Source organism: Paracoccus cavernae, from assembly GCF_042430175.1.
GTDB classification, from domain to species: Bacteria; Pseudomonadota; Alphaproteobacteria; order Rhodobacterales; family Rhodobacteraceae; genus Paracoccus; species Paracoccus cavernae.
Genome location: NZ_JBHMDZ010000041.1, coordinates 1 through 25,960, shown reverse-complemented (window position 1 = coordinate 25,960; position 25,960 = coordinate 1). Strand labels below are relative to the sequence as shown.

The following is a 25,960-nucleotide window of genomic DNA, read 5'->3' as shown; positions in this document are numbered from 1 at the left end:
ATCGGCGAGCACATATTCGCATGGCTGGGTTTTGCCATATCATTTTGACGCATCCAAGGAGCTATTCCGTGATTTTGAACGAATATTCTAGCGGATTAGCGACAATTACCCTGGCGAGGCCGGAAAAAGCCAACTCCTTGACTGCGGCAATGCTGACCGAATTGAAGTCGATTATCGCGGACATTGCAAAGAATTCCGATGTTCGTGCCCTGATTGTGACCGGCGCGGGTCGGGTCTTTTCCGCGGGTGCCGATATCGACGAAGCCAAAGCCGGCCTTGCGGTCTCGCCTTTGTGGGAAGAGCTTTCCTCGGCGGTGGCGGCGCTACCCTGCCTCACGATCGCCGCGCTCAACGGGACATTGGCGGGCGGGGCTTTCGGCATGGCGCTGGCATGCGACCTTCGGCTCGCGGTGCCTGAGGCGCGGTTTTTCTATCCGGTGATGCGTTTGGGCTTTCTGCCCCAACCCAGCGATCCGGCCCGTTTGACGGCGCTTGTCGGTCCCGCACGGGCTAAAATGATCCTGATGGCCGGCCAAAAGATAGCCGCAGACGAGGCCTTGTCCTGGGGGCTGGTGGACCGGCTGGTTGCGTCGGACGATCTTTTGACCCACGCGCGCACCCTGACCGAAGACGTCTTGGCCGCGCGCGACGGGTTGGCCGGTGCGATCAAGCGGATGATCTGAGGCGGGCGACCGCGGCCCGAACCTCAGCGTGAACCGGTCGCCGCAGGGGTGGCACCCGTCACGCCGAGGCAATGAAAAAGCGGCCCGCAGATCGGGGCCGCTTTAAGGAGCGTGCGGTCGGGAATTAGCCGTAGACCGACTGCTTTTTGAAATGCACCGCCAGCATATAATAGAACACCGGGCGGAATTTATTGCGGTTGGAGCTGCCGTATTTCTCGGCCACGTCCTTGATGGCAGCCATCAAATCGGGACCGTCGGGAAGACCCAGTTTCTTCTTGAGGTAATTGTCGCGGATCCGCTCGAGCTCGGTGGTGTCGGATGCCGCGACGGTTTCGCCATCGGCATTATAGATCGAGGGGCCGCAACCGATCGTGACCTTGGTCAGCAGATCCATGTCCGGCGTTACGCCGAACTTGTCTTTCATGTCGGCAGCGTATTTCGCAATCAGTTCGTCACGTTTGCTCATGTCTCAACCATATGGAATTATTGCCATCCCAAGACTGCGCCAGCAGGCTCGGGATAGCAACTTATTCCTGACGGCAGATGCCGCGAAGCGGATCAGTAACGATAGTGTTCCGCCTTGAACGGACCTTCGGGCGTGACGCCGATGTAATCCGCTTGCTCTTTGGACAAGGTCGTCAGCTTCACGCCGATCTTGTCGAGGTGCAGACGCGCGACTTTTTCGTCGAGGTGTTTGGGCAGGATATAGACGCCCGGCGCGTATTCCTCGCCCTTGGTCCACAGCTCGATCTGGGCCAGCACCTGGTTGGTGAAGCTTGCCGACATCACGAAGCTCGGGTGGCCGGTGGCATTGCCGAGGTTCAAAAGGCGGCCCTGGCTCAGCAGGATGATGCGGTTGCCCGAGGGCATCTCGATCATGTCCACCTGATCCTTGATGTTGGTCCATTTGTGGTTGCGCAGGCTGGCGACCTGAATTTCGTTGTCGAAATGGCCGATGTTGCCGACGATCGCCATGTTCTTCATCTCGCGCATGTGCTCGATGCGGATGACGTCCTTGTTGCCGGTGGTGGTGACGAAGATATCGGCCGAGGCGACGACCTCTTCGAGCAGCACGACCTCGAAGCCGTCCATTGCGGCTTGCAGCGCGCAGATCGGATCGACCTCGGTGACCTTGACGCGGGCACCCGCGCCCTGCAGCGATGCGGCGCAGCCTTTGCCGACATCGCCGTAGCCGCAGACGACCGCGACTTTACCGGCCATCATCACGTCGGTTGCGCGGCGGATGCCGTCGACCAGCGATTCCTTGCAGCCGTATTTGTTGTCGAACTTCGACTTGGTGACGCTGTCGTTCACGTTGATCGCGGGGAAGGGAAGCAGGCTGTTCTTGTGCAGATCGTATAGACGGTGGACGCCGGTGGTGGTTTCCTCGGAAACGCCCTGAAGCGCAGCGCGCTGTTGGGTGAACCAGCCGGGGCTTTGGGCCAGACGCTTTTTGATCTGGGCAAAGAGGCATACTTCCTCTTCGCTGGTCGGCGTTTCGATCAGGCCGGTCTCGCCCGCTTCGACGCGCGCGCCGAGCAGGATGTACATCGTGGCATCGCCGCCGTCATCGAGGATGAGGTTCGCGCCGCCCTCGCCGAACTGGAAGATCTGGTCGGTATAGGACCAGTATTCCTCGAGCGTTTCGCCCTTGATCGCAAAGACCGGAACGCCGGTCGCGGCAATCGCCGCCGCGGCGTGGTCTTGCGTCGAATAGATGTTGCACGATGCCCAACGCACTTCGGCGCCGAGGGCGGTCAGCGTCTCGATCAGGACGGCGGTCTGTACGGTCATATGCAGCGAACCCGCGATCCGCGCGCCCTTGAGCGGCTGCGCCGCGCCATATTCGCTGCGCAAAGCCATCAGGCCCGGCATCTCGGTTTCCGCGATGTCCAGTTCCTTGCGGCCATAATCGGCCAGAGAAATGTCACGGATGATATAGTCGGTCATGAGGGGCCCCGGCATGGAAAAATCAGCGCTGGATGTAGCACTACAGAGCTTAAGATACAATCAAAGCCCGCAGTCCGGAGCCCGACATGCGGCAAGCGCCGTCACGCAATGTCGGGCGTTCAGCCCTTCATGCCCGCCTGATGGTAGAACCGCATCGGATTGGTGTTCGGGCTATAGCCGATCCCCGAGGCCACCACGCAACTGGTCTGGTCCGGACGGTTCAGCGTCAGCGTCCATGTTCCCATCGCGCGCGATCCCCAAAGCGAGGTCTCCTGCGTGCCGTGCGAGACCAGAGTCTCGTCGAAATCCTGATGCAGGATATCGGTGAGATCGCCGGTCGGGGCGCAGAAGGGTTCGTCGGGCTCGTTCGAGGTGACGCTGGGCAGGCGATGGGCCAAATCGATCACCGCCTGAACGTCCATGCCCGAAACGGCCGACCAGCCGCGCGGATTCGCCAGATTGTCCGACCGTGACGTGATGGCTGCTAATGTCGGGCCGCCGCTCAGGGCGATCGCCGTAGCACAGGCCGAAGCGATCGCAAGCCGGCGGAGGTTATGCACATGCATGGCGTCCTCGCTTGCCGTTTTGGTCAATCACAGGGTCAACGCGACGAAAGGGCGAGGGTTCCGGTTGCTTTACGTCAGGGCAGCCAAAATGGCCGCGCGAGGTACTTGGCACGGAATGGGGCGACGGCGCTGCGGCGGTTCACGGCCTCTCGATCCGGACGCGATAATCGCGTAGATAACGGGCAAAAGATATGCGGGGACGATATGGCGATCTTGCTGGCGGATGTGGGCGGAACCAATGCGCGACTGGCACTGGCTCGAGAAGGGGCGGATGGCAGCACTGCGGTCGATCCCGCCTCGGTGACGCGGTTTCGCGGCGATGATTACGCCTCCTTCGATGCGGTGGTCGCCGAATATCTTGCCGGCCGTCCTGCGGATGCGATGTCCTCGGTCTGCGTTGCGGTCGCTGGGCCGGTTGCCGGCGGTGTCGCGCGGCTGACCAACCGCGATTGGGATTTCAGCGAGGCGCGTCTGCGCGATCTGACCGGCGCAAGCCGCGCGCGGCTGATCAACGACCTGACGGCGCTGGGCTATGCCACGCCCGTTTTGGGCGGCGAGGGGATTGCGGTCTTGCGTGCCGCCCCCGAGGATCGCGCCCGCAACGGGCAGGCTTTGGTGGTCAATGCCGGTACCGGCTTCAACGTCTGCGCGGTCAAGGTGCTTGATGACGGCGGCATCATCTGCCTCGAGGCCGAAGAGGGCCATACCCGTTTGCCCGCAAACATCGCCGAGCGCCTGCGCGCCGAGATCGGGGCGGAGGCGGCGCAGTTCCCCTCGACCGAAGAGCTTTTCGCCGGTCGCGGTCTGGCGCGGCTTCATGCCCTGCGCAGCGGCACCCCTCTCGTGCGGGCAGAAGAGGTCGCGGCGGCGGCGGCGGCGGGTGATGATGCGGCCCAAGCGAGCTATGCCTTTTACGCCGAGATCTTCGGGCTCTTGTGCCGCGAGCTCGCGATGCGCTTCATGCCTTTCGACGGGCTCTATCTTGCGGGCAGCGTCGCGCGCTCCAGCGCCGAGCGCATGGATCTTTTCGGGCCGGCCTTCCTTTCGGATGCGCTGATGCGCCAGATACCCGAGGCGACGCCTATCCTGATGATCCGTGACGATATGGCCGCACTGCACGGCTGTCTTGCCGCATTGCGCTGAAAATCCGGTCTTTCGACGTTCTCGGGTTGGATTCCTGCCGGAATTTCTGCAACATTCGCGGTAAAACCAACAAATGAGCAGAGCAGGGCATGAAACGGGTCATTACGATCGGAGCGGCGGCGGCCTTGGGGCTGGGTGCTGCGACAGCGACGGCTTTCGCGCAATCCTCTTCGTCGATGTCGCCTGCATCGTCACCCTTTTCGGGCCTTTTCGGCGGCAAGCGCGGCAACGAGGGCTCTCCGGTCGATCTGCATTTCAAAGTCTCGGGGGACGAAGATCTCGAATCGGTGATTCGCAACGGCTCGCTCATGGTCGCGGCGCAAGACGAGGGCCGCGTGACCGGTCAGGACATGCTGGCGGCGGCTCGCGGCGATTATGCCCGCATCCTCGGCGCGCTGTATGATGCCGGCTATTACGACGGCGTGATCAGCATCACGCTCGACGGCGTCGAGGCGGCGCAGGTGGCACCGCTCGATGCGCCCAAAGTGGTCCATACGATCAATGTCTCGGTCCAGACCGGCTCGAAATTCCGCTTCAGCCGCGCGCAGGTCGCGCCGGTCGCGCCGGGGACGGTCATCTCCAAGGATTATGCGGTCGGCAAGACCGCCGGCACCGGCACCATGAAAAGCGCGGCCAATGCGGCGGTCGACGGCTGGCGCAATGTCGGCCATGCGAAAGCCGATATCGCCGAAACCCAGATCACCGCCAACCATGCCGACAAGCAGGTCGACAGCCGCATCGCCGTCGCGCCAGGCCCCGCGCTGACCTTCGGCCAGCTGACGATTCGCGGCTATGACCGGCTCGACCCGCGCCGCCTCCGCAAGATCGCGGGCTTTCCCGAGGGCGAGCGTTTCGACCCCGAAAAGATCGAGGACATGCGCAAGCGCCTGCGGCGGTCGGGGGTTTTCTCGTCGATCACCCTGACCGAGACCGACGGCATCGGGCCGAACAATACCCAGGACGTCGACCTTCTGGTCATGGAGCAAAAGCCGCGCCGCATCGGGGGCGGCTTCGAGGTGTCGAGCAACGAGGGCCTGATGGTCTCGGGCTACTGGATGCACCGCAACCTGCTCCATGGTGGCGAGCGTCTGCGCGTCGATGCGCAGATCGCCGATATCGGGGCGCAAACCTCGGCCGAAGATTATTCGCTTGGCGTGCGGCTCGACCGGCCCGCGACGCTGGGGGCCGATACGACCGGCTATCTGCAGTTCCAGCTGCAACGGACCCGCGACGAGGATTACGACCTCGACGGCGCGACCTTCGGTCTGGGCTTTACCTATATGCCCAACGACCGCCTGACCGCCGATATCGCTTTGCTCTATTCGGCGCAGCGCGTGAACGACGAAGGCAACGAGACCGACTTCAACTTCTTCTCGCTGCCGATTTCGGTGATGCTCGACCGGCGCGACAACGATACCGACGCCAAGCGCGGCTATTGGCTCAAGGCTGATGTAACGCCTTTCCTCGGGCTCAAGGATACCGGCTCCGGCGCGCGGATTCTGGGCGAGGGGCGGCAGTATTTCAGCTTCATGGAAGACGACAAGCTGACCTTTGCGGGGCGCGCGCGGCTCGGGACGATCCTTGGTCCCGATATTGCGGATACGCCGCGCGACTATCTCTTTTATTCGGGCGGCGGCGGCAGCGTTCGGGGGCAACCCTACGAATCCCTTGGTGTCGAGGTCATTCCCGGGCCGGACGGCACCATCAAGACCGGCGGCATGAGCATGGCGATCCTTTCGACCGAGCTGCGCTACCAGATCCGCGACAAGATCGGCCTTGCCGCCTTTGCCGATGCCGGCCGCATCTGGGCCGAGAGCGGTTTTGACGGCGAGACCGACTGGCAGGCGGGGGCGGGGCTCGGCGTGCGCTACAAGACGCCGATCGGGCCGATGCGTTTCGATGTCGCGGGGCCGGTCGGCGGCGATACCGGCAATGGTGTGCAGGTTTATCTCGGTTTGGGGCAGGCGTTCTGATGACTTATTCGACCAGCCTTGCGGTCCGGACGCCTGACGATGCCCCCCTCCGCTTCGCCCTTGCGCGGCGCATGGCGCGGTTTTGCGCCTTTCTGTTGCTGTGCCTGATGATCACCGGCTTTGCGCTGCAGCAGGCGCAGGCGCAAGACGGCGATGCCGCGGCAACGTCCGAGACCGAGGCCGACAAGGGCTATATCACCCGTTTCCTTCAGGAGAAGCTGTCGGGCGCGGGGCGTCAGGTGCAGATCGACGGCTTTGCCGGCGCTTTGTCCTCGCGCGCGACCTTCACGCGCATGACCATCGCCGATGACGACGGGGTCTGGATCACGCTTGAAAACGGCTCGATCCAATGGACCCGCTCGGCGCTGCTGGCGGGCCGCGTTTCGGTGCAGGAGCTGACGGCCGAAAAGATCATTCTGCCGCGCCTGCCGGGCACGGATCCCGCCGCGCCCAAAGCCGAGACCCGCGAATTCGCTTTGCCGGTTCTGCCGGTCGGCATCAATATCCAGCATATCAATGTCGGCCGCGTCGAGCTGGGCGAGCCGATCATCGGGACCGCGGCGGTCTTTTCGATCGACGGCAGCCTGCAGCTCTCGGGTGGCGAGGGCGAGGCCAAGCTGGCGATCAACCGCGTCGACGGCCCGCGCGGGCAATTCGCGCTGGATGCGGCTTTCTCCAACGAGACCCGCGATCTGCGGCTCAATCTCGATCTGGACGAGGACCGCAACGGAATTTTCGTCAATCTGGTCAAGCTGGACGGACGCCCCTCGGTCAAGGCCGAGATCAAGGGCGAGGGGCCGCTTGGCGAATATGCCGCCAATCTGGCGCTGGCGACCGACGGCAAGCCGCGCGTGACCGGCAAGCTGGCGCTGCACCCCGAGGCGCAAAACGGCATCGAGGGCAACGGCTTCCGCCTCGAGATGGGCGGCGATATCGCGGCGCTGGTGCCGCCCGAACACAAGGAATTCTTCGGGCCGAGCTCGCAGCTTCTGGCCGAGGGCTGGCGCGGGCAGAACGGTCAGCTTCGCGTGCCGGTGCTGATGGTCGATACCGATGCGCTCAACCTTTCGGGCTCGGTCACGACCACCGACAAGGGCGCGCCGGAAAGCGCGGTTTTGTTGCTCAATCTGGGCGAGGATGCCGATGCGAGCAGCCTGCCGGTGCGTCTGCCCTGGCAGGCGATTCCCACGACGGTTCAATCGGGCAGCCTACAGCTCTCCTACGACAAGGCGCAGGATTCGCGCTGGACGCTCAAGGGGCGGGTCGGCGATATTCGCCGTGCCGAAGGCACGCTTTCCGAGCTGCGCCTCGACGGTCGCGGCAGCGTCGATCTGACCGACAACGCGCTGCAATCGGTCCACGGCTGGGTCGCTTTCGGGATCGACGGGCTGGTGCCTGTCGACGAGGCGCTGGCGCGTGCGGTGGGCGATGTGGTGAACGGCGGTCTGAATTTCGACCTGCGTCCGGGCAATGCGATCGAATTTACCGGCGTCAACATCAACGGCGCGCATTACGGGCTGCGCGGCGATGCGACGCTTGACGGTCTCGCCAGCGGGATCACGCTTTCTGCAGATATGATGGCCAATTACCGTGACCTCTCGAGCCTTTCCGGTCTCGCGGGGCGCGAGCTGGGCGGCGAGGGGACGGCCAATGTGAGGGGCTACTATCAGGTCCTGACCCACTCCTTCGATGCCGAAGTCCAGATTCGCGGTCAGGATATCGCGGTCTCCCAACCCCATGCCGACCGGCTTTTGTCGGGGCAGTCGCGGATTTTCGTCAGCGCGCGGCGCGACGATACCGGCATCGAGCTGCGCGACCTTTCGGTCAATGCGCGGAATTTGACGGTCAAAGGGCAGGGCTATCTCAACAGCCGTGCGGCGGATGTACAGGCGCAGATCGACATGCCGGACCTTTCGGCGGCCGACCCCGCCTTTGCGGGTCTGATCAATGCGCAGGCGCAGCTGACCGGCCCGACCGGCGCGCGCAAGCTTGAGGTGAACGGCAAGGCGGTCGATCTGGTGACGGGGATTGCCGATCTCGATGCGGCCCTGAAAGGCGAGACCGATCTTCATGTCGCGGCAGCCCTGACCGGCGATTCTTTCGAGCTGCAGCAATTGGTGCTCAGCAACCCCCAGCTCAAGATCGACGGGGGCGGCCGCTTCGCCGAAGGGCTTGTGGATGCGGAACTCGACCTCGATGTGCCCGATCTGGCGGTTTTCGAGCGCGGACTTGCGGGCGGATTGACCGCGACCGCAAAGGCCACCGAAGAGGCGGGTCTGCGCAAGATCACCGTGACCGGCCTTGGTCAGGATCTGAGGCTGGGCCAAAGCGATGTCGAGGGCGCACTGCCCGGCGAGACCCGTCTGGATCTGAGCGCCGAGCAGCAGGGCGAGGCCTTTACGATCAAGACATTCACGCTGAAAAACGCCCAGATGGATGCGACGGCCTCGGGCGTGATCAGCCCGCAGACGACCGATGTGGCGGCAAAGCTTGATCTGCGCTCGCTGGCCTCTTTCGGGCGCGGCTGGCGCGGGGCGCTTCAGGCCGATGCGCGCTTTGCCGATGATGCGGGCGGCGGGCGTCGGCTGGAGGTGACGGGGCTTGGCCACGACCTCTCCTTCGGGCAGTCGCAGGTCGATGGCGCTTTGGCGGGCGAGACCCGTCTGACCCTGAACGGCATCGAACGCGGGGGCATTTTCGAGATCGGGACCGCGACGATCGACAACCCCCGCCTGCGGCTGGGCGCGACCGGCAAGGTCGGCAAGGGCGTGACCGATCTGGCCGCCGATCTGCGCGCGCAGGATCTGCGCTTCCTCGGGCGCGGCTTTCGCGGTGCGCTCGACGCAAGCGGCACACTGGTCGAGACAAACGGCAATCGGCATGTCACGCTGAAGGGCTCGGCCAACGGGCTGGCGGTCGGCAATGCGCAGGCCGATGCGGTTTTGCGCGGCACGACGACTTTCGATACGGCGGCGACCATCGACGGGCAGAACCGCCTTTCGATCCAGAGCCTGCATGCCCGTAACGGCCAGATCCAGATCTCGGCCGACGGCAGCCCCAGTCAGGGCGTCAATCTTGATGCGCGGCTCTCGGATCTCGCGCTGCTGGTGACCGGCTTCCCCGGTCCTGTGCAGCTGACCGGCACTTTCGCCGACAACCCCCAGAATTTCGAGATGAACCTGAACGGCACCGGTCCGGGCGGCACGCGCGTGCGGGTTGACGGGACGGTCGCGCGCGACTTCTCGACCGCCAATCTTCAGGTCGCGGGCAATACCGATTCCGCGGCGGTGAACCCGCTTCTGCGGACCCGCAGCATCGAAGGGCCGGTGACCTTTGACCTGCGCCTGAACGGGCGGCCCTCGCTCGAGGCGCTGAGCGGGCGGGTCGAATTGCGCGGCGGACGTCTGGCGGAGCCCAAGCTGGGCCTGTCGATCGACGATCTGAATGCCGTGGCCGATCTGGCTGGCGGGCGGATCAATCTCGATGTGCAAGGTGCGGTCGAGGCGGGGGGCAACCTGACCCTGAGCGGGCCGATTTCGCTGGTCGGCGGGCGCGAGATCAATCTTGATGTCGGCCTGCGCCGCGTCGTTCTGCGCGACCCGACCCTTTACGAGACCGAAGCCAACGGCCGCCTCACGGTGAGCGGCTCGCTGAGCAGCGGCGTCGTCATTGCCGGTCGTGTCGATGTCGGCGAGACCGAGCTGCGCATTCCTTCGACCGGTTTCGGGGGCGCGGCTTCGATCCCTGCGATCAAGCATCTCTACGACCGCCCGCCGGTGCGCGCGACCCGCGCCAAAGCGGGGCTGATCGGCTATCCCAGCCCCGAATCCGCAGCTGCGGGCATGACCGGCCCCGCAGCGACGCCCGGAAACAACCCGCCGCGTCTGGATCTGGTGATCTCGGCCCCGCGCCAGATCTTCGTGCGCGGGCGCGGCGTCGATGCCGAGCTTGGAGGCGAGATCCGCGTGACCGGCACCAGCCGTCAGGTCATTCCCGTCGGCCAGCTCGAATTGATCCGCGGCCGTGTCGACCTGCTCGGCAAGCGTTTCGATCTGACCGAAGGGCTGATCGAGCTTCAGGGTTCGATGATTCCGGTCATTCGGCTTGTGGCCGAAACCGATCAGGACGGGATTACGACGCGGATCATCATCGACGGCGAGGCACGCGATCCCGAGATCCAGTTCCAGTCCGATCCCGACATGCCCGAAGAAGAGGTGCTCTCGCATCTGCTGTTCGGGCGCGGCCTCGACAATATCTCGGCGCTGCAGGCGGCTCAGCTGGCCAATGCCATCGCGGTCCTCGCGGGCAAGGGCGGCGAGGGAATCGTCGGACGTCTGCGTGCGGCGACGGGTCTCGACGACCTCGATCTCGCGACGGATGATCAGGGCAATGTCTCGGTTCGGGCGGGTAAATACCTGTCGAAGAACCTTTATACCGACGTTCAGGTCGGGGGTGACGGCACGACGCAGATCAACCTCAACCTCGATCTGTCGCGCAGCCTGACGGCGCGGGGATCGGTGAATTCGGAAGGCGACAGCACGCTCGGGATCTATTACGAGCGCGATTACTGAGCCGCCGTCTGCGCGAGACAGCACAAGGGGGCCAAGCGGCCCCCTTTTTCGTGTCAGACCGGGGCAACGGTCCGGTTCAAAGCGGTGGGCGCAGGGCGATCGGTGCGATCTCGATCTTGCGGACCTGCGGTTTCGTCTCTTCCATGACGGCAAAAAGAGTTTGCAGCATGGTCTCGACATCCTGCCGGATCATGACGATGCCCTTTCCCAGCATTTCCGCAAAAGGGTCCCAGTCGAAACAGCCCAGATCGATCTGGCTTGCCTCGGGCCGGTCCGAGCGCAGGATCCAGCGCATCACCCCCTCGAGCGAAATCGTCGAGTTGACGAACATCCCCGGCGGCAGCGGCGCACCGGAAGCCGCCAAAGCCGACAGCGCCTCCGAGGCCTTGCCCGCCGCATAGCCGCAGGTCAGCACATCATCCTCGCCAAGCGCGATTCCTGCCGCCTGATGGGCCGCGCGAAAGCCGCGCAGACGCTCGCGGGTGTTGTGGTCGGTGCCGCGACCGCCGATGAAAAGCAGCGGCTCGCCGGCATGGCCCTTGGCGGCACAGCGCGCCAGAATGTCCTGCGTAAGCGCCATTGCCCCCGCGAAATTGTCCGAAATCACCGAGGGCGCGAGCGAGCCCGGCAGGTCGAGATTGATGGTCGGTACGCCCGCCTTGCTGCAAAGCCGCGTGATCCGGTCGGGATCGGTCGTGCCGGTGCAGACCAGATATTCGACCTGATAGGCCAAAAGCGACCGCGCCGCCGCGAGCTCGAGCCGCGGGTCGCGCTGGGTGCAGGTCACGATGGGAAACAGCCCGCGCGCCCGCGCCATATCCTCGAAGGTCTGCGCGATCGAGCTGAAATAGCGGTTGTCGTACATCGGCAGGATCATCCCGATGATCCCCGACCGCGCCCGTCTGAGCGCGCGCGCCTGCATGTTCAGCGCATAGCCCTGTTCTTCGGCGATGCGACTGACCTCGTCGGCCAAACGCTTGCTGATGCGGCGCTTTTCCCAGCTCCCGTTCAACACGGCGCTGACCGTGCTGGCCGAAGTCCCTGCCAGTGCAGCGAGGTCATGGACGGTCGGTTTTTTGATCGGAGGCGGGGTTCTCACGCTGCGTCTGCCCTTTTGGATATATTGCGCTGGCTTGACAAAATAACTGTCATATCTTCTACATGCACCATCGATTGCGCAAGAGTGCACAATCGATGGTGGCGAGGATAGGGCAGGCGGATGCGAGTGGCCGGCACCAGCGGGGACGCTTTGTCCGCGCGCTGGGGCGGAGGGCTCGAAGCCGCAACCCGAGGGCCGTCACGGGCTTGAAGGGCGACAATTGTCGTCGCGGCACCGAAGCATTGCGGCACAGACCGCAGGCCGGCCGTGGCGGCGCAGAGACGAGGACATATCCGGTCAACGGATGTCGGAGACAATTTGGTGGAGGAAACACGGATGAAACTCAAAGCAACGATGATGGCGGGCGCCGCTATCCTCTCGGCGGCCTTTGCAACGGGCGCGATGGCGCAAGAAGCGGCGACCGTCGCTTTCCTTATGCCCGACCAGGCATCGACCCGCTATGAAGAACACGATTTCCCCGGCTTCAAGGCCGAGATGGAAAAGCTCTGTGCCGATTGCACGGTCATCTATCAAAACGCCAACGGCGATGTCGCCCTGCAGCAGCAGCAGTTCAACTCGGTGATCACGCAGGGCGCGAAAGTCATCGTGCTCGATCCGGTCGATTCGGCAGCGGCAGGCGGTCTGGTGACGCTGGCACAGTCGCAGGGTGTCAAGGTTATCGCCTATGACCGCCCGATTCCGGACACGCCGGCAGACTTCTACGTCTCCTTCGACAACGAAGGCATCGGCAAGGCGATCGCGGAATCGCTGGTCGCGCATATGAAAGCATCGGGCGTTGCGGAAGGCGCGGGCGTTCTGCAGATCAACGGCTCGCCCACCGATGCGGCGGCCGGCCTGATCCGTGACGGCATTCACAAGGGTCTCGAGACCTCGGGCTACAAGACGCTCGCGGAATTCGACACGCCCCAGTGGGCTCCGCCGAAAGCGCAGGAATGGGCTGCAGGCCAGATCACGCGCTTCGGCGACGAGATCAAAGGCGTGGTTGCCGCCAATGACGGCACCGGCGGCGGTGCGGTTGCGGCCTTCAAGGCGGCAGGCGTGAACCCGGTTCCGCCGGTCACCGGCAACGACGCGACCATTGCGGCGCTGCAGCTGATCATCGCGGGCGACCAGTACAACACCATCTCGAAGCCTTCGGAAATCGTGGCGGCGGCTGCGGCCAACATCACCGTCCAGTTCCTGAAGGGCGAGACGCCGGAAGCCAAGGCGACGCTGTACAACACCCCGTCCGAACTGTTCGTTCCGGCGGTCATCACGGCCGAGAACATCAAAGCCGAGATCTTCGACAAAGGCATCCAGACCACGGACGAAGTCTGCACCGGCGAATATGCCGAGGGCTGCAAGACGCTGGGTCTGATCCAGTAACCCTCTGATATCACGCCACCCGACCAGAGTTTTCCGGTCGGGTGGCGCTTTCATTTCAAAACAGGCGCAAACGGTATGTCCGATATTTCTTCCGCACCTCCGGCACGGGGCGAGCGCATTCTGAGCCTGAGAGGCGTCACCAAGAAATTCGGGGCCGTTTCCGCCCTGACCGATATCGACCTCGATATCCATGCGGGCGAAGTCGTCGCCCTTGTGGGCGACAACGGCGCGGGCAAATCCACGCTGGTCAAGGTTTTGGCGGGTGTCCACCAGCCGAGCTCTGGCACGATCGAGTTTCAGGGCAAGGAAGTCTCGCTTGCCGATCCCGGTGCCGCGCTGAACATGGGAATTGCGACCGTGTTTCAGGATCTCGCGCTGTGCGAGAACCTCGATGTTGTCTCGAACCTGTTTCTGGGCCACGAGCTGAACCCGCTGCGTCTCGACGAGGTGCAGATGGAGGTTCGCGCATGGACCCTTCTCAAAGAGCTTGCGGCCCGCATCCCTTCGGTGCGCGAACCCGTCGCCTCGTTGTCGGGCGGCCAGCGCCAGACCGTCGCGATCGCGCGTTCGCTGCTGCTCAATCCCAAGATCATCATGCTGGACGAGCCGACCGCCGCTTTGGGCGTCGCGCAGACCGCCGAGGTTCTCAACCTGATCGAGCGTGTCCGCGACCGTGGTCTGGGCGTCATCATCATCTCGCATAACATGGAAGACGTTCGCGCCGTCGCGGACCGGATCGTCGTTCTGCGCCTCGGCAAGAACAACGGCATTTTCACCCCCGATTCGAGCAATCACGAACTGGTCGCCGCCATCACCGGCGCCAGCGAAAACTCGGTTTCGCGCCGTCAGGAACGCAAGGCCGCCGAGGCCTCGACACAGGAGCAAGGCGCATGAGCCAGAACACCAAACCTTCTGCGCTGGACCGCAGCGACGAGCGCGTGCGCCACGACGATACGATCGGCGGCGCGATCCGCGCCTTTTTCGATCGCGTCAAAGCGGGTGATCTCGGCGTTCTGCCGGTGGTCATCGGTCTGGTCGTGATCTCGGTCGTCTTCACCAGCCTCAATCCGGTGTTTCTGGCGCCGAACAACCTTGTGAACCTGCTGTTCGATTGCGCGACGGTGGGGGTGATCTCGCTCGGCATCGTCTGCGTCCTGCTTTTGGGCGAGATCGACCTTTCGGCCGGTTCGGTCAGCGGTTTCGCCGCCGCCGTTGTCGGTGTCGTCTGGATCAACATGGGCTGGCCGGTCGCCGCGGCGATCTTTTTCGCCATCCTTGCCGGTGCTGCCGTGGGGATGATCTACTCGTTCCTGTTCAACAAGATCGGGATGCCGAGCTTCATCATCTCGCTGTCCGGCTTGCTCGCCATTCTCGGCATGCAGCTTTACATTCTCGGGCCGACCGGCTCGATCAACCTGCCCTATGCCTCGCCTTTGGTGAAGTTCGGCCAGATCCTGATCATGCCGGCATGGCTCTCGCATTTGCTGGCGCTGTTGCCGGGCGTGGTGATCGTGCTTTCGGGCCTTTCGGTCGCGCGTCGCCGCGTTGCTGCCGGCCTGACCGCGCGTCCGTCTTCGATCCTGCTGATCAAGGCGGCTGCCATCACCATCGGTCTGGAATTCGCCGTCTGGTATCTGAACCTCGGCCGCGGCGTGCCCTATATGTTCGGCTTTTTCGTCCTGCTCGTGCTGGCACTGCAATATGCGCTGACCCGCACCAAATGGGGCCGCTCGATGTTTGCCGTCGGTGGCAACCGCGAAGCCGCGCGCCGCGCAGGCATCAACGTCAAGGGCATCTACATGTCGGCCTTCGTGCTGTGTTCGAGCCTTGCGGCGCTTGGCGGCGTGTTGTCGGCCTCGCGTCTGGCCTCGTCGAGCCAGCAGGCCGGTACGGGTGACGTGAACCTGAACGCGATCGCGGCAGCCGTGATCGGCGGCACCAGCCTGTTTGGCGGTCGCGGCAGCGCCTATTCCGCGCTTTTGGGCATCATCGTCATCCAGGCGATCTCGAACGGGCTCACGCTGCTGAACCTGTCGTCCTCGCTGCGCTACATGATCACCGGCGCGGTTCTGGCCATCGCGGTCATCGTCGATTCGCTTGCGCGTCAGTCGCGCGTGAGCCACGGGCGCGCCTAAGGCGCGCCGCACTCAGGAGCTTGAGAAATGGCTGAAGAACTCAAAGGCAAAGTCGCCGCGATTACCGGTGCGGCTTCGGGTATCGGTCTGGCCTGCGCCAAGGCCATGCTGGAGGCCGGCGCGAAAGTCGTGCTGATCGACCGCGCCGAGGACCGTCTGCGCGCGCTTTGCGACGAGCTGGGCCCGAATGCCTTCCCGCTGGTCATCGACCTGATGGACCCCAAAAGCGTGGCGACCATGCTCGACGGTATCAAATCGGTTGCGGGCGGCCTGGACATTTTCCACGCCAATGCCGGTGCCTATATCGGCGGCCCGCTGGTCGAAGGCGATCCCGACGCCTGGGACCGCATGCTCAACCTCAACATCAATGCGGCCTTCCGTTCGGTCCATGCCGTGCTCGGCCACATGATCGAACAGAAATCCGGCGACATCCTGATGACCTCTTCGGTCGCGGGCGTGGTGCCGGTGATCTGGGAGCCGATCTATACCGCCTCGAAACATGCGGTGCAGGCTTTCACCCATACCGTGCGCCGTCAGGTGTCCGAACATGGCGTGCGCGTCGGTGCGGTTCTGCCGGGTCCGGTCGTGACCGCGCTTCTGGATGATTGGCCGCAGGCCAAGATGGACGAGGCGCTCGCCAACGGTTCGCTGATGCAGCCCAAAGAAGTCGCCGATTGCGTGGTTTTCATGCTGTCGCGCCCGCGCAATGTCGTGATCCGGGATCTGGTGATCCTTCCCAATAGCGTCGACCTCTAAGGTCGCGCGCTGCCCTCTTTGTCTCCTCCCCGACAAAGAGGGCGACTTTCCATCTGTCGAAAGGCCCCCCGCATGAGCAAGAGCGGCACATATCTGATTGGCGTTGATGTCGGTACGGGCAGCGCCCGCGCGGGGGTCTTCGACCTTGCCGGCCGGATGCTCGGCGTCGCCAAGGCCGATATCACCATGTGGCGCGAGGCCGGTTCGGTGGTCGAGCAATCGGGCAACCAGATCTGGGAGGCCGTCTGCCATTCCGTCAAAGGCGCAGTTGAAGCGGCCCATATCGCCCCCGAGGACGTCGCGGGCATCAGCTTCGATGCGACCTGTTCGCTGGTCGTGGTCGATGAAGCCGGTGCGCCGCTGGCCGTCGGCCCCTCGGATGATCCCGAGCGCAACATCATCGTCTGGATGGACCACCGCGCCATCGGCCAGGCCGAGCGCATCAATGCCCAAGGCCATGACGTCCTGAAATATGTCGGCGGTGTCATCTCGCCCGAGATGGAAACGCCCAAGCTTTTGTGGCTCGCCGAGAACAAGCCCGAGACCTTTGCCGCCGCATGGCAGTTCTTCGATCTGGCCGATTACCTGACATGGCGCGCCTCGGGCAGCCTTGCGCGCTCGACCTGTACCGTGACCTGCAAATGGACCTATCTCGCGCATGAGCGCCGTTGGGACGACAGCTATTTCCGCCAGATCGGGCTGGGCGCCTTGGCGGATGAGGGCTTCACGCGCATCGGCACAGAAATCGTCGAGCCGGGCACCCGCCTTGCCGAAGGTCTGACCACGAAGGCGGCATCGGATCTGGGGCTGGTCGCGGGAACGGCGGTCGGTGCCGGTCTGATCGACGCTCATGCGGGCGGCGTGGGTACCGTGGGGGCCGAGGGCTCTCCGACCGACAGCCTCGCCTATGTCTTCGGGACGTCTTCCTGCACCATGACCACGACGCAAAATCCGGTCTTTGTGCCGGGTGTCTGGGGGCCCTATTTCGAGGCGATGGTCCCCGATATGTGGCTCAACGAGGGCGGCCAGTCCGCTGCTGGTGCGGCCATCGACCAGCTCGTGGCCTTCCATCCCGCCACCGCCGAAGCGGCAGCCGAGGCCGCAAAGGCCGGTCTGCCGCTGCCGGTCTGGCTGGCTGATCGCGCATTGGAAAAGACCACGGCCTCGGATGCGATTTCTCTGGTGGGCGAGATCCATGTCGTGCCGGAATTTCTCGGCAACCGCGCGCCCTTCGCCGACCCCCATGCCCGCGCCGTCATTGCCGGCCTCGGGATGGAGCGTGACCTCGACAGCCTGATCGCGCTTTATGTCGCGGGAGTCGCGGCCATCGGCTACGGCCTGCGTCAGATCATTGAAACCCAAGCGAAAAACGGCGCTGTGGTCAAACAGGTGGTGATCTCGGGCGGGGCGGGCGCGCATGAGTTGACGCGCCAGATCCTCGCCGATGCGGCGGGCCTGCCGCTGGTCGCGACCGAGGCCGAAGAGCCGGTCCTGCTCGGCTCGGCCATTCTCGCGGGTGTGGCCTCGGGCCGTCACCCCGACATGACCGGAGCGATGAAGGCCATGACGCGTATCCGGCAAAGCTATACGCCCACGCCCGAAACCGCCGCGCTCCACGCCTGCCGTTTCGCCGGATTCGAGGCATTGCAGCAGGCCGGCCGCGCGCTGCGCGCCTATAGCTGAGCCTGCCATAAGAGCGGCGCGGGGCCCCTGTCTTCGCGCCGCCGACGGGCGGATCGACATCACGGCAAGTTCGTTTGCCCGTCTTTGGACGCGGGAATAGCCTCCGCCCGCAGTCGCACCGGTTTCCGGCAAAGCGGCTGGCGAAATCCCCAACAGGATGACGAGGCCCGCAATGCTTTTCAGATATCTCGCCGCCGCCGCTGTGGCGATCGCCTATTTTCTGCCGATGGCTTTCCCCGCCGCGGCACAAGAAAACGCGCCTCAGGTCGCGCCTTCGCTGGCCGATCTGCGCACGGATATGCGGATGGCTGCGGCTTTCGCGACCATGGTGGGCGAAAGCGAGATCCCCGAATGGATCCATGACAAAGCGGTCACCTCGCCGGGTGATCGGGTCAGCTTCGGCGGGCGCGACTACCTCGCGATGTCGGCCTGCGAAGAGCATCTCTGCGGCCCCCATCGCATGGCGGTGCTATATGACGAGGGAAAAGGCGTCATGTATGGCGTAATCGCGACCAGCGACGACGAGGCAGGGACCGAGGCGCTCACCTGGCTCAATATCGGCGGCGGGCCGGAAGGGATCGACGGCAAGAGCCTGCTCTACGCGACCCTGAGCGGCAGCGTGACCAACCATCCGCAGGACTTCCGCTACCTTCCCGAGACCGAGGAATAGGCCGCGTCGCAGGGGCGCGGCTGTCACAATCGAGTGTGCGGCAGGTACCGGCCCGCGACCAAGGCAGTACCTTCAAGTCCCGTTTCGGCCATTTTGCGATATCGGACGATGAGTGGAAGCCGGCGCTTTTCAACCGCCGGTTTTCGCGTTGCCCAATTCGGCGGCAGCTTTGCCCGAAACGGTGCAGAGGGTGATTTTCCGACAGGGATTTCGCGTCCGGATGCTTGCGTGACCGACGGAACCATGGCTGCATTTATATATTAAATGTCTGACATGGCGCGACGCAGCTTTCTGCAAACGGTAGCCTTACATGATTGGTTTTCATAGGCATTTCACGACGCGGCGACATCGCTGGGGCCTCGGCTTCTCTCCTGGCCGGCAAGGTTCTGGCACAGAATGCGGCGGATGGGGTGGCTGGAGATCTTTATCACACCGGTATCGCGGGCGGCCCCGAGGCGCGTCCCTTTACCACCGCCTATCCCCAGAAGGGGCGGATGATCCTCCAGCGCACCTCGCCGCCTTGGCTCGAGACGCCGCCCAGGGTCTTCGATCAGGGCGTTTTCACCCCCAAACAACCGCTTTTTCGTCAGCTGGCACTGGGCGACTTTGCCCGAAGATATCGACGTGGGCAGTTTCCGCCTTGCGATCCGCGACAATGTGGAGACGCCGCTCAGCCTGACGGTCGACAATATCCTCAAGGATTACGAACGGGTCGAGATTGCGGCCGTCTGCCTCTGCGCGGGTTCGGGGCGCAGCTATTTCCAGCCACGCGTGCTGGGGCCGCAATGGGGCAATGGCGCGATGGGCAATGCGCGCTGGGCCGGCGTGCGTCTGCGCGACGTGCTCGATGGGGCGGGGACCAAGGCGGGCTCGGTGCAGGTTCGCTTTGCCGGACTCGATCAGGCGATCTTCCCCGAGGCACCGCAATTCATCGCCTCGCTCGACCTCGATCATGCCCGCGACGGCGAGGTGATGATCGCTTTCGGCATGAATGACGAGGAGATTCCCTATCTCAACGGTTTCCCCTTGCGTCTGATCGTTCCGGGCTGGAGCTCGGTCTATTGGATCAAGATGCTCAGCGATATCGAGGTCCTGACCAAGCCCGACGACACCTATTGGACCGCGAGGGGCTACCATGTGCCGACCGAGCCCTTTGCCTCGGTGGGGGCGGGCGTGCGCGAGGGTTTCCAGCTGGAAAAGGTCACCGCGATCTTTCCGCGCTCGATCGTGACCAATCTTCAGGACGGGGCGCAGGTCGCTTCTGGCAAGCCCATCGAGTTGCGCGGAATTGCCCTTGGCGGTGATGCGGGGGTGAAGTCGGTCGATTACTCGCTCGACGGCGGCAAAAGCTGGCGTCCGGCGCGTTTGGGCGCGGATTACGGCAAATATAGTTTCCGAGGCTGGAGCGCGAATGTGACCTTCGACACCAAGGGGCCGGCGGGGGTGATGCTGCGCTGTACCAACCTCGATGGCGTGGCCCAGCCGATGCAACGCACATGGAATCCGGCAGGCTATATGTGGAGCTCGGTCGAGACGCGGACACTCGATGTTGTGTAATTTCTGATCCGGAAACTCTGCTGAAAGGTGAAATGATGGCGCTTCGTATTTTCGCCACGATGGCGGTTCTTCTGGCGGGTGCCGGTTCCGCTTTTGCCCAAGGCGCACCCGCGCCGACCCCGACCCCAGCCGAGGGCGCGCCCGCCGCTGCGCCGGTCGGAGGGGATACGGACAAGATCCAGTCACTGACGACCGTGCATTTCGAATTGCCGCTGAGCGACGGGGTGATGCCCGAGGGCGGCGACGGCACGGACGAGACCAATTACACCTGTCTCGCCTGCCATTCCGCCGACCATCTGCTCTATCAGCCCGAAGTCCACGAGGCGCAGTGGAGGGAGGTCGTGGACAAGATGGGCTGGGCCGATCATGCCCGTATCGACGAGGCCGACGCGCCGAAGATCGTCGAATATCTGACCAATCTGCGCGGGCTGAAGTAGCGCCGCGCTTGGCGGTTGCAAGGCATGGCGGCGATTGCCGGTCCAAAGTGGTCAAGCTGCGTGCCTGATGCCGGAGCGGAACTTTTTCGCGCAAAACGTTAAAAATCTGTAAAAAATCTGCGCTTTTCGCCTTGACCCCTCGGACGGATGTCCCTAGTCAACACTTCTCATATGTGGGCCCATAGCTCAGTTGGTAGAGCAACTGACTTTTAATCAGTGGGTCACAGGTTCGAATCCTGTTGGGCTCACCATATTTTTCCTGCGAAGATAACCTCTTGCGATAAAGCGCCTTCGAGGCGTTTGCGCGTCTAGAGCGGGCCGGCGAAGGCTGTTCGGCAGGATCCCCCAAGTCAATCATCGGCACACCGCTTGCCACTGCGTTCGGGCGCCATCGCGCCGCGCGGCGAGGCTTCTTGCTCCTTGCAGCCGTGACCAGTATCCCTGAGGGCAGGAACAACCACCGGCAAGGATCAGGATGCAGAGCAAGGCAAAGCGCAGGGCGGGGCTATTCGGCCGGATGTGGGCGGATTATCTGCGTCCCTACTGGGCGCCGATCGGTTTCGCGCTGATCCTGCTGATTATCGAGGGCTCGACGCTCGGGATGCTGAGCTGGCTGCTCAAGCCCTTGTTCGACCATGTTTTCGTCGGCGGAAATACCGATGCGATCTGGTGGGTGGGCGGCGCGATCTTCTCGCTTTTCGTGATCCGCGCGGTGACTTATGTGCTCAACCGCAGCTTGATGACCTCGGTCTCGCTGTCGGTCTCGAGCCATATCCAGAAGGACCTTCTGCGCCATATCATGACGCTGGACGGGAGCTTCTTTCAGGCCAATCCCCCCGGCGCGCTGATCGAGCGGGTCCAGGGCGACAGTCAAGCGGTACAAGGCGTCTGGCAGACCTTCATTTCGGGGATGGGGCGCGACATCGTTTCGCTGGTGGCGCTTTTCGCGGTGGCTTTGGCAATCGACCCGATGTGGACGCTGACCGCTTTGGTGGGCGTGCCGCTTCTGGTCACGCCGATGATGCTGGTGCAGCGCTACATCCGGCGCAAAATGCGCCAGAACCGCCAGATAGCCAGCCTGCGCACGACGCGGATCGACGAGGTTATCCACGGCATCAATGCGGTCAAGCTCAACCGGATGGAGGATTACCAGTCCGAGCGCTTTGGCCGGATCGTCGATTCGATCCGCAAGGGCCAGATCAAAATGGCGGCGATGGGGGCGGTCATTCCCGCTTTGGTCGACATCATCACCGGCCTCGGCTTTGTCGGCGTGCTGGCGCTTGGCGGGACCGAAGTGACCGAGGGCACGCGCTCGATCGGCGACTTCATGTCCTTTTTCACCGCGATTGCGCTGGCCTTCCAGCCGCTGCGCCGCTTGGGCGGGCTTGCGGGGACATGGCAGACGGCGGCGGCCTCGCTCGAGCGGATCTACGAAATCCTCGATATGAGGCCCGCGATCGTCTCGGGCGCGCGGATCGAGCCTCCGGCCTCGACCGAGATCGAGCTGCGCGACGTGCGCCTTGCCTATGACGGCCATCCTGTGCTGCAGGGCCTGAGCTTTACCGCCGAAGCCGGCAAGACCACGGCGTTGGTCGGGCCTTCGGGGGCGGGGAAATCGACGGTTTTCAACCTGCTGACGCGCATGGTCGATCCGGCCTCGGGGCAGGTGCTTCTGGGCGGTCTGCCGGTGAGCGACTACGCCTTGCCTGTGTTGCGCGACCAGTTTTCGACCGTGTCGCAGGATGCCGCACTTTTCGACGAGACCCTGCGCGAGAATATCCTTTTGGGACAGGTTGCCGAAGAGGCCGCGGTGCGTCGCGCGATCTCGGCCGCCCATGTCGTCGATTTCGTCGATGTGCTGCCGCAGGGGCTGGATACGCCCGCCGGCCCGCGGGGCTCGGCGCTTTCGGGTGGCCAGCGTCAGCGCATCGCCATCGCCCGCGCCATTCTGCGCGACGCACCGATCCTGCTTCTGGACGAGGCGACCTCGGCGCTGGATGCGGCCTCGGAGCGGCTGGTGCAGCAGGCACTCGATACACTTTCGGCGGGGCGTACCACGCTTGTGATCGCGCATCGCTTGTCCACCATCCGTCAGGCCGACAAGATTGTCGTGATCGAGGCGGGCAGGGTTGTCGAAGAGGGCACCCATGACCAGTTGATGGAAAAGGGCGGCGCCTATGCCGCGCTTGTCCGGCTGCAATTCGGAAAGTGAGATCACCATGCGACGCATCATTTCGGTCGCCGGACCGGACAGGGTCGAGTTTCTGCAAGGGCTGGTCAGCAATGACGTGGCCCGTGCGCCGGTCTGGGCGGCAATGCTGACGCCCCAAGGCAAATATCTGGCCGATTTCCTGATCGTGCCGCATGTCCTGCCCGACGGGACCGAGGCGCTTTTGATCGATGTCGATGCCCGTCTGGCCGACGACCTGATGCGCCGCCTGTCGATGTACAAGCTGCGCTCGAAGGTCGAACTCGCGGATAGCGGCCTCGATGTTGCACGTGGAACGGGCGATATGCCCGAAGGCGCGATCACCGATCCGCGCGATGCAGCGCTTGGTTGGCGGCTTTATGGCGAGAAGGGCGGCGATGACGGCAGCGATTTCGACGCGATCCGCGTGGCCCGTGTCATCCCCGAGACTCTGGTCGAGCTGATCCCCAACGAGACCTTCATCCTCGAGGCCGGATTCGACCGCCTGAACGGCGTCGATTTCCGCAAGGGCTGCTATGTCGGGCAGGAAGTGACGGCGCGGATGAAGCACAAGACCGAGCTGCGCAAAGGGCTGATCTCGGTGGGCATCGAAGGCGAGGCCCCCGCGGGCACGCCGATCCTGATGGCGGACGGCCGCGAGGCGGGCACGCTCTTCACCCGCTCGGGCGGCCGCGCGATCGCCTATATGCGCTTCGACCGCATGGGCGAGGGGCTTCGCGCCGGCGAGGCCCGCATCCTGCCATGAGCACCGAAGGATCCGGCGAGGCGCCCGTGCCCATCCGCCGGATCATCCATATCGACATGGATGCCTTCTATGCCTCGGTCGAGCAGCGCGACAATCCGGAGCTGCGCGGCAAGCCGGTGGCGGTCGGCGGGATCGAGCGCGGCGTAGTTGCAGCCGCCAGCTACGAGGCGCGTGTCTTCGGCGTGCGCTCGGCCATTCCCTCCAGCCGCGCGCTGAGGCTTTGTCCCGCGCTGGTCTTCGTGCGGCCGCGTTTCGACGTATACCGCAGCGTCAGCCAGCAAATCCGCGCGATTTTCGCCGAATATACCCCGCAGATCGAACCTTTGTCGCTGGACGAGGCCTATCTCGATGTGACCGACCATCTCGAGGGGCGCACCGCCACCCGCATCGCCCAGGAGATCCGCGCCAAGATCCGCGAGGTGACGGCGCTGACCGCCTCGGCGGGAGTGAGCTACAACAAGTTTCTGGCCAAAATGGCCTCGGACCAGCGCAAGCCCGACGGGCTTTTCGTGATCCCGCCCGAGGCGGGCGCGGATTTCGTGGCCAGCCTGCCGATCGGCAAATTCCACGGCATCGGCCCCGCGACGGCCGCGCGGATGGAAGAGCATGGCATCCGCAACGGCGCCGATCTGCGCCGCCAGTCGCAAGAATTCCTGACCGCGCGTTTCGGGAAGTCCGGCACCCATTACTGGAACATCGCGCGCGGTATCGACAACCGCGAGGTCAGGCCCGACCGCATCCGCAAATCCATCGGTGCCGAGAATACCTTCATGAGCGATCTGCGCGATCTTGAACTGGCGCGGGCCGAGTTGCGGCCTTTGGCCGACAAGGTTTGGGCCCATGCCGAAAAAACGAAAAGCCGCGGCAAAACTGTGACGGTAAAGGTGAAATACGGCGATTTCCGCCAGATCACCCGCGCGAAATCCCTGCCGCGTCCGGTCGAAGGGCCTGCCGAATTGCTGGCTTTGGCCGGAGATCTGCTCGCGCCGGTCTTTGCCGATCCGCGCGGCGTGCGTCTGCTGGGCATCACGCTTTCGGGGCTGGAAAGCGCGGCACCCGACGAAGGGGCGCCGCGCCAATTGGGGCTGTTCGATCAGGAATAGAGGTTCTGCACGCCCACTTCCTGATGGATCTGGTTGATTTGGGTCTGGTCGAGCTTGAGCGCCTGCGCCAGCGCATGGAGATAGCGCGCTTCGGCTTCGTTGTCGAAATCGATGGCCATGAGCGACATCAGATAGACCTGCGGCGCAAGACCCTGCGGCGTCTCGCGGGCGAGGGCCTCGGGGTCGACGGGGGCGGCCATTTGCTCGCGGATGAAACCGCGCTCGGCATCGTCGAGATCGCCCATTTCCGCCAGCAGGCGCTGCTTTTCGCTATCGTCGATCTTGCCGTCCGATTTGGCGGCCTGAATCATCGCCTTGAGCAAAAGTCCCGCAACCGCATTCTGTTCGGGAGTGGGGGCGACGGCGGGTTCTGCTCCGGTCGAGAGGCTGTCGTTGAAGACCTCGCCGAAGCTTGCGTCATTGCTGGGCTGGGAGTCGCGATAGGCCAGCCCGTCGTCGGCAGGCTGCTGGCTTTGCTGCGCACCGCGTCCGCCAAGCAGGCCGCCCAGAAGACCGCCGAGGCCGCCCGCTGCCGCCGCGTTGCCCAGACCGCCCAAAAGATCGCCGAGCCCGCCACCCGCGCCGGCCTGGGTCGTGCCGCTCCGGCTGGTGGTGCCGGTTGCGCTTCCGGTGCGGCCGGTGACCTGACCCGTGATCTGGTCGAAAAGCCCGCCCAAACCGCCGCTTGCACCCGCGCTGCGCGGACCGCCGTAACGCTGGCCGCTTCCGGCCCCGCGATTGGCGGCCTGACCCGAGGACTGGCCGCCGGACTGGCCACCGAGAATCCCGCCCAGAAGATCACCCAAGCCGCCCCCCTGCGAGGGGCTGCGGCCGGAACTGCCTCTCTTTTGCAACAGGTCGCCGAGAATCCCGCCGCCGGTTTGGCGCGAACTGCCGCCCGAAGCGTTTGCATCGCGGGCATTGTTTTGGCTGTTGCGCATGACCGCGCCGACCCCTTTGGCGATCATGACGCCCGCTGCAACGCGGGCCAATGTCTTAACGAGGCTCATGGTCTTCTCCCTGATGGGCGGGGCCCGAAAAGCGGGCTCCGTTCCTGCAAGCAGAACGTGAGCTGGCCCAAGCGGTTCCCGCCTCGCTCCTTGGTGTGGCGGAGGCATGCCGACCCTTGATTTTTTCTGGCGGCGACTATAAATCGCGGCGGATGATTCATGGGACCACCGTGCGCAGGGTCCCCTCGACAGGAGGCCATGATGGCAAAGGCAAAGTTTGAACGGAACAAACCGCACGTCAACATCGGCACGATCGGCCACGTTGACCACGGCAAGACGACGCT

At 64.0% G+C, this 25,960-nt stretch carries 21 protein-coding genes and 1 tRNA gene; 17 read left to right on the top strand and 5 right to left on the bottom strand.

The window, feature by feature from the left end:
- The first annotated feature begins 68 nt into the window (after positions 1-68).
- The gene (locus ACFFUC_RS13530) at positions 69-683 is read left to right on the top strand and encodes an enoyl-CoA hydratase/isomerase family protein (protein WP_377687048.1); all 615 of its coding nucleotides are present in this window, start codon (positions 69-71) and stop codon (positions 681-683) included.
- A 124-nt stretch (positions 684-807) separates the two neighbouring features.
- On the opposite strand, the gene ACFFUC_RS13525 is transcribed toward ACFFUC_RS13530, so the two are convergent.
- From ACFFUC_RS13525 to ACFFUC_RS13515, 3 genes are all read right to left on the bottom strand, one after another.
- Complete coding sequence (locus ACFFUC_RS13525) at positions 808-1,149, bottom strand: DUF2853 family protein (protein ID WP_377687046.1); 342 nt, start codon at positions 1,147-1,149, stop codon at positions 808-810.
- Between the two features lie 92 nt (positions 1,150-1,241).
- Entirely contained in the window at positions 1,242-2,633 is a 1,392-nt protein-coding gene (gene ahcY / locus ACFFUC_RS13520) for an adenosylhomocysteinase (protein ID WP_377687043.1), read from the bottom strand.
- Positions 2,634-2,752: 119 nt separating this feature from the next.
- Positions 2,753-3,199, bottom strand: coding sequence for a hypothetical protein (locus tag ACFFUC_RS13515; RefSeq protein WP_377687041.1), 447 nt, complete (start codon positions 3,197-3,199; stop codon positions 2,753-2,755).
- Positions 3,200-3,403: 204 nt separating this feature from the next.
- Here ACFFUC_RS13515 and ACFFUC_RS13510 point away from each other — a divergent pair, with 204 nt between their 5' ends.
- The 3 genes from ACFFUC_RS13510 (at position 3,404) to ACFFUC_RS13500 (ending at position 10,886) form a co-directional block, all read left to right on the top strand.
- A complete protein-coding gene (locus ACFFUC_RS13510; RefSeq protein ID WP_377687039.1) occupies positions 3,404-4,342 on the top strand; it encodes a glucokinase in 939 nt (312 codons plus the stop codon).
- Between the two features lie 89 nt (positions 4,343-4,431).
- Positions 4,432-6,315, top strand: a complete 1,884-nt coding sequence (locus ACFFUC_RS13505) for an autotransporter assembly complex protein TamA (protein ID WP_377687037.1) — start codon at positions 4,432-4,434, stop codon at positions 6,313-6,315.
- On the top strand, positions 6,315-10,886 hold the full coding sequence (locus tag ACFFUC_RS13500) for a translocation/assembly module TamB domain-containing protein (RefSeq protein ID WP_377687035.1): 4,572 nt from the start codon (positions 6,315-6,317) through the stop codon (positions 10,884-10,886). The genes ACFFUC_RS13505 and ACFFUC_RS13500 overlap by 1 nt, the downstream gene beginning before the upstream one ends.
- 76 nt (positions 10,887-10,962) lie before the next feature.
- On the opposite strand, the gene ACFFUC_RS13495 is transcribed toward ACFFUC_RS13500, so the two are convergent.
- Positions 10,963-11,985, bottom strand: a complete 1,023-nt coding sequence (locus tag ACFFUC_RS13495; RefSeq protein WP_377687034.1) for a substrate-binding domain-containing protein — start codon at positions 11,983-11,985, stop codon at positions 10,963-10,965.
- Positions 11,986-12,321: 336 nt separating this feature from the next.
- Between ACFFUC_RS13495 and ACFFUC_RS13490 the strand changes: the two genes are divergently transcribed.
- The 12 genes from ACFFUC_RS13490 (at position 12,322) to dinB (ending at position 24,666) form a co-directional block, all read left to right on the top strand.
- Complete coding sequence (locus tag ACFFUC_RS13490; RefSeq protein ID WP_377687032.1) at positions 12,322-13,371, top strand: ABC transporter substrate-binding protein; 1,050 nt, start codon at positions 12,322-12,324, stop codon at positions 13,369-13,371.
- A 75-nt stretch (positions 13,372-13,446) separates the two neighbouring features.
- Positions 13,447-14,265 (top strand): ATP-binding cassette domain-containing protein, encoded by an 819-nt coding sequence (locus ACFFUC_RS13485; RefSeq protein WP_377687030.1) that lies wholly within the window; start codon positions 13,447-13,449, stop codon positions 14,263-14,265.
- Positions 14,262-15,506: a sugar ABC transporter permease gene (locus tag ACFFUC_RS13480; RefSeq protein ID WP_377687027.1), complete on the top strand. Its 1,245-nt coding sequence runs from the start codon at positions 14,262-14,264 to the stop codon at positions 15,504-15,506. The genes ACFFUC_RS13485 and ACFFUC_RS13480 overlap by 4 nt, the downstream gene beginning before the upstream one ends.
- A gap of 27 nt (positions 15,507-15,533) precedes the next feature.
- The gene (locus ACFFUC_RS13475; RefSeq protein ID WP_377687026.1) at positions 15,534-16,262 is read left to right on the top strand and encodes an SDR family oxidoreductase; all 729 of its coding nucleotides are present in this window, start codon (positions 15,534-15,536) and stop codon (positions 16,260-16,262) included.
- A gap of 72 nt (positions 16,263-16,334) precedes the next feature.
- On the top strand, positions 16,335-17,945 hold the full coding sequence (locus tag ACFFUC_RS13470; RefSeq protein WP_377687024.1) for an FGGY-family carbohydrate kinase: 1,611 nt from the start codon (positions 16,335-16,337) through the stop codon (positions 17,943-17,945).
- A 172-nt stretch (positions 17,946-18,117) separates the two neighbouring features.
- Positions 18,118-18,615: an Ivy family c-type lysozyme inhibitor gene (locus ACFFUC_RS13465; RefSeq protein ID WP_377687022.1), complete on the top strand. Its 498-nt coding sequence runs from the start codon at positions 18,118-18,120 to the stop codon at positions 18,613-18,615.
- Positions 18,616-19,221: 606 nt separating this feature from the next.
- A complete protein-coding gene (locus tag ACFFUC_RS13460) occupies positions 19,222-20,172 on the top strand; it encodes a molybdopterin-dependent oxidoreductase (protein WP_377687020.1) in 951 nt (316 codons plus the stop codon).
- Positions 20,173-20,207: 35 nt separating this feature from the next.
- Positions 20,208-20,609: a hypothetical protein gene (locus tag ACFFUC_RS13455; RefSeq protein ID WP_377687018.1), complete on the top strand. Its 402-nt coding sequence runs from the start codon at positions 20,208-20,210 to the stop codon at positions 20,607-20,609.
- A 175-nt stretch (positions 20,610-20,784) separates the two neighbouring features.
- A tRNA-Lys gene (locus ACFFUC_RS13450) sits at positions 20,785-20,860 on the top strand.
- A 224-nt stretch (positions 20,861-21,084) separates the two neighbouring features.
- Positions 21,085-22,821, top strand: coding sequence for an ABC transporter ATP-binding protein (locus ACFFUC_RS13445; RefSeq protein ID WP_377687016.1), 1,737 nt, complete (start codon positions 21,085-21,087; stop codon positions 22,819-22,821).
- Between the two features lie 7 nt (positions 22,822-22,828).
- Positions 22,829-23,563 (top strand): CAF17-like 4Fe-4S cluster assembly/insertion protein YgfZ, encoded by a 735-nt coding sequence (gene ygfZ, locus ACFFUC_RS13440; protein ID WP_377687014.1) that lies wholly within the window; start codon positions 22,829-22,831, stop codon positions 23,561-23,563.
- A complete protein-coding gene (gene dinB / locus ACFFUC_RS13435) occupies positions 23,560-24,666 on the top strand; it encodes a DNA polymerase IV (RefSeq protein ID WP_377687012.1) in 1,107 nt (368 codons plus the stop codon). Before ygfZ ends, dinB begins: the two co-directional genes overlap by 4 nt.
- Here the strand turns inward: dinB and ACFFUC_RS13430 are convergent.
- Positions 24,657-25,676, bottom strand: coding sequence for a tellurite resistance TerB family protein (locus tag ACFFUC_RS13430; protein WP_377687010.1), 1,020 nt, complete (start codon positions 25,674-25,676; stop codon positions 24,657-24,659). The genes dinB and ACFFUC_RS13430 overlap by 10 nt on opposite strands.
- 201 nt (positions 25,677-25,877) lie before the next feature.
- Between ACFFUC_RS13430 and ACFFUC_RS13425 the strand changes: the two genes are divergently transcribed.
- A partial coding sequence (locus ACFFUC_RS13425; RefSeq protein ID WP_236549664.1) for a GTP-binding protein occupies positions 25,878-25,960 on the top strand: 83 nt, incomplete at its 3' end.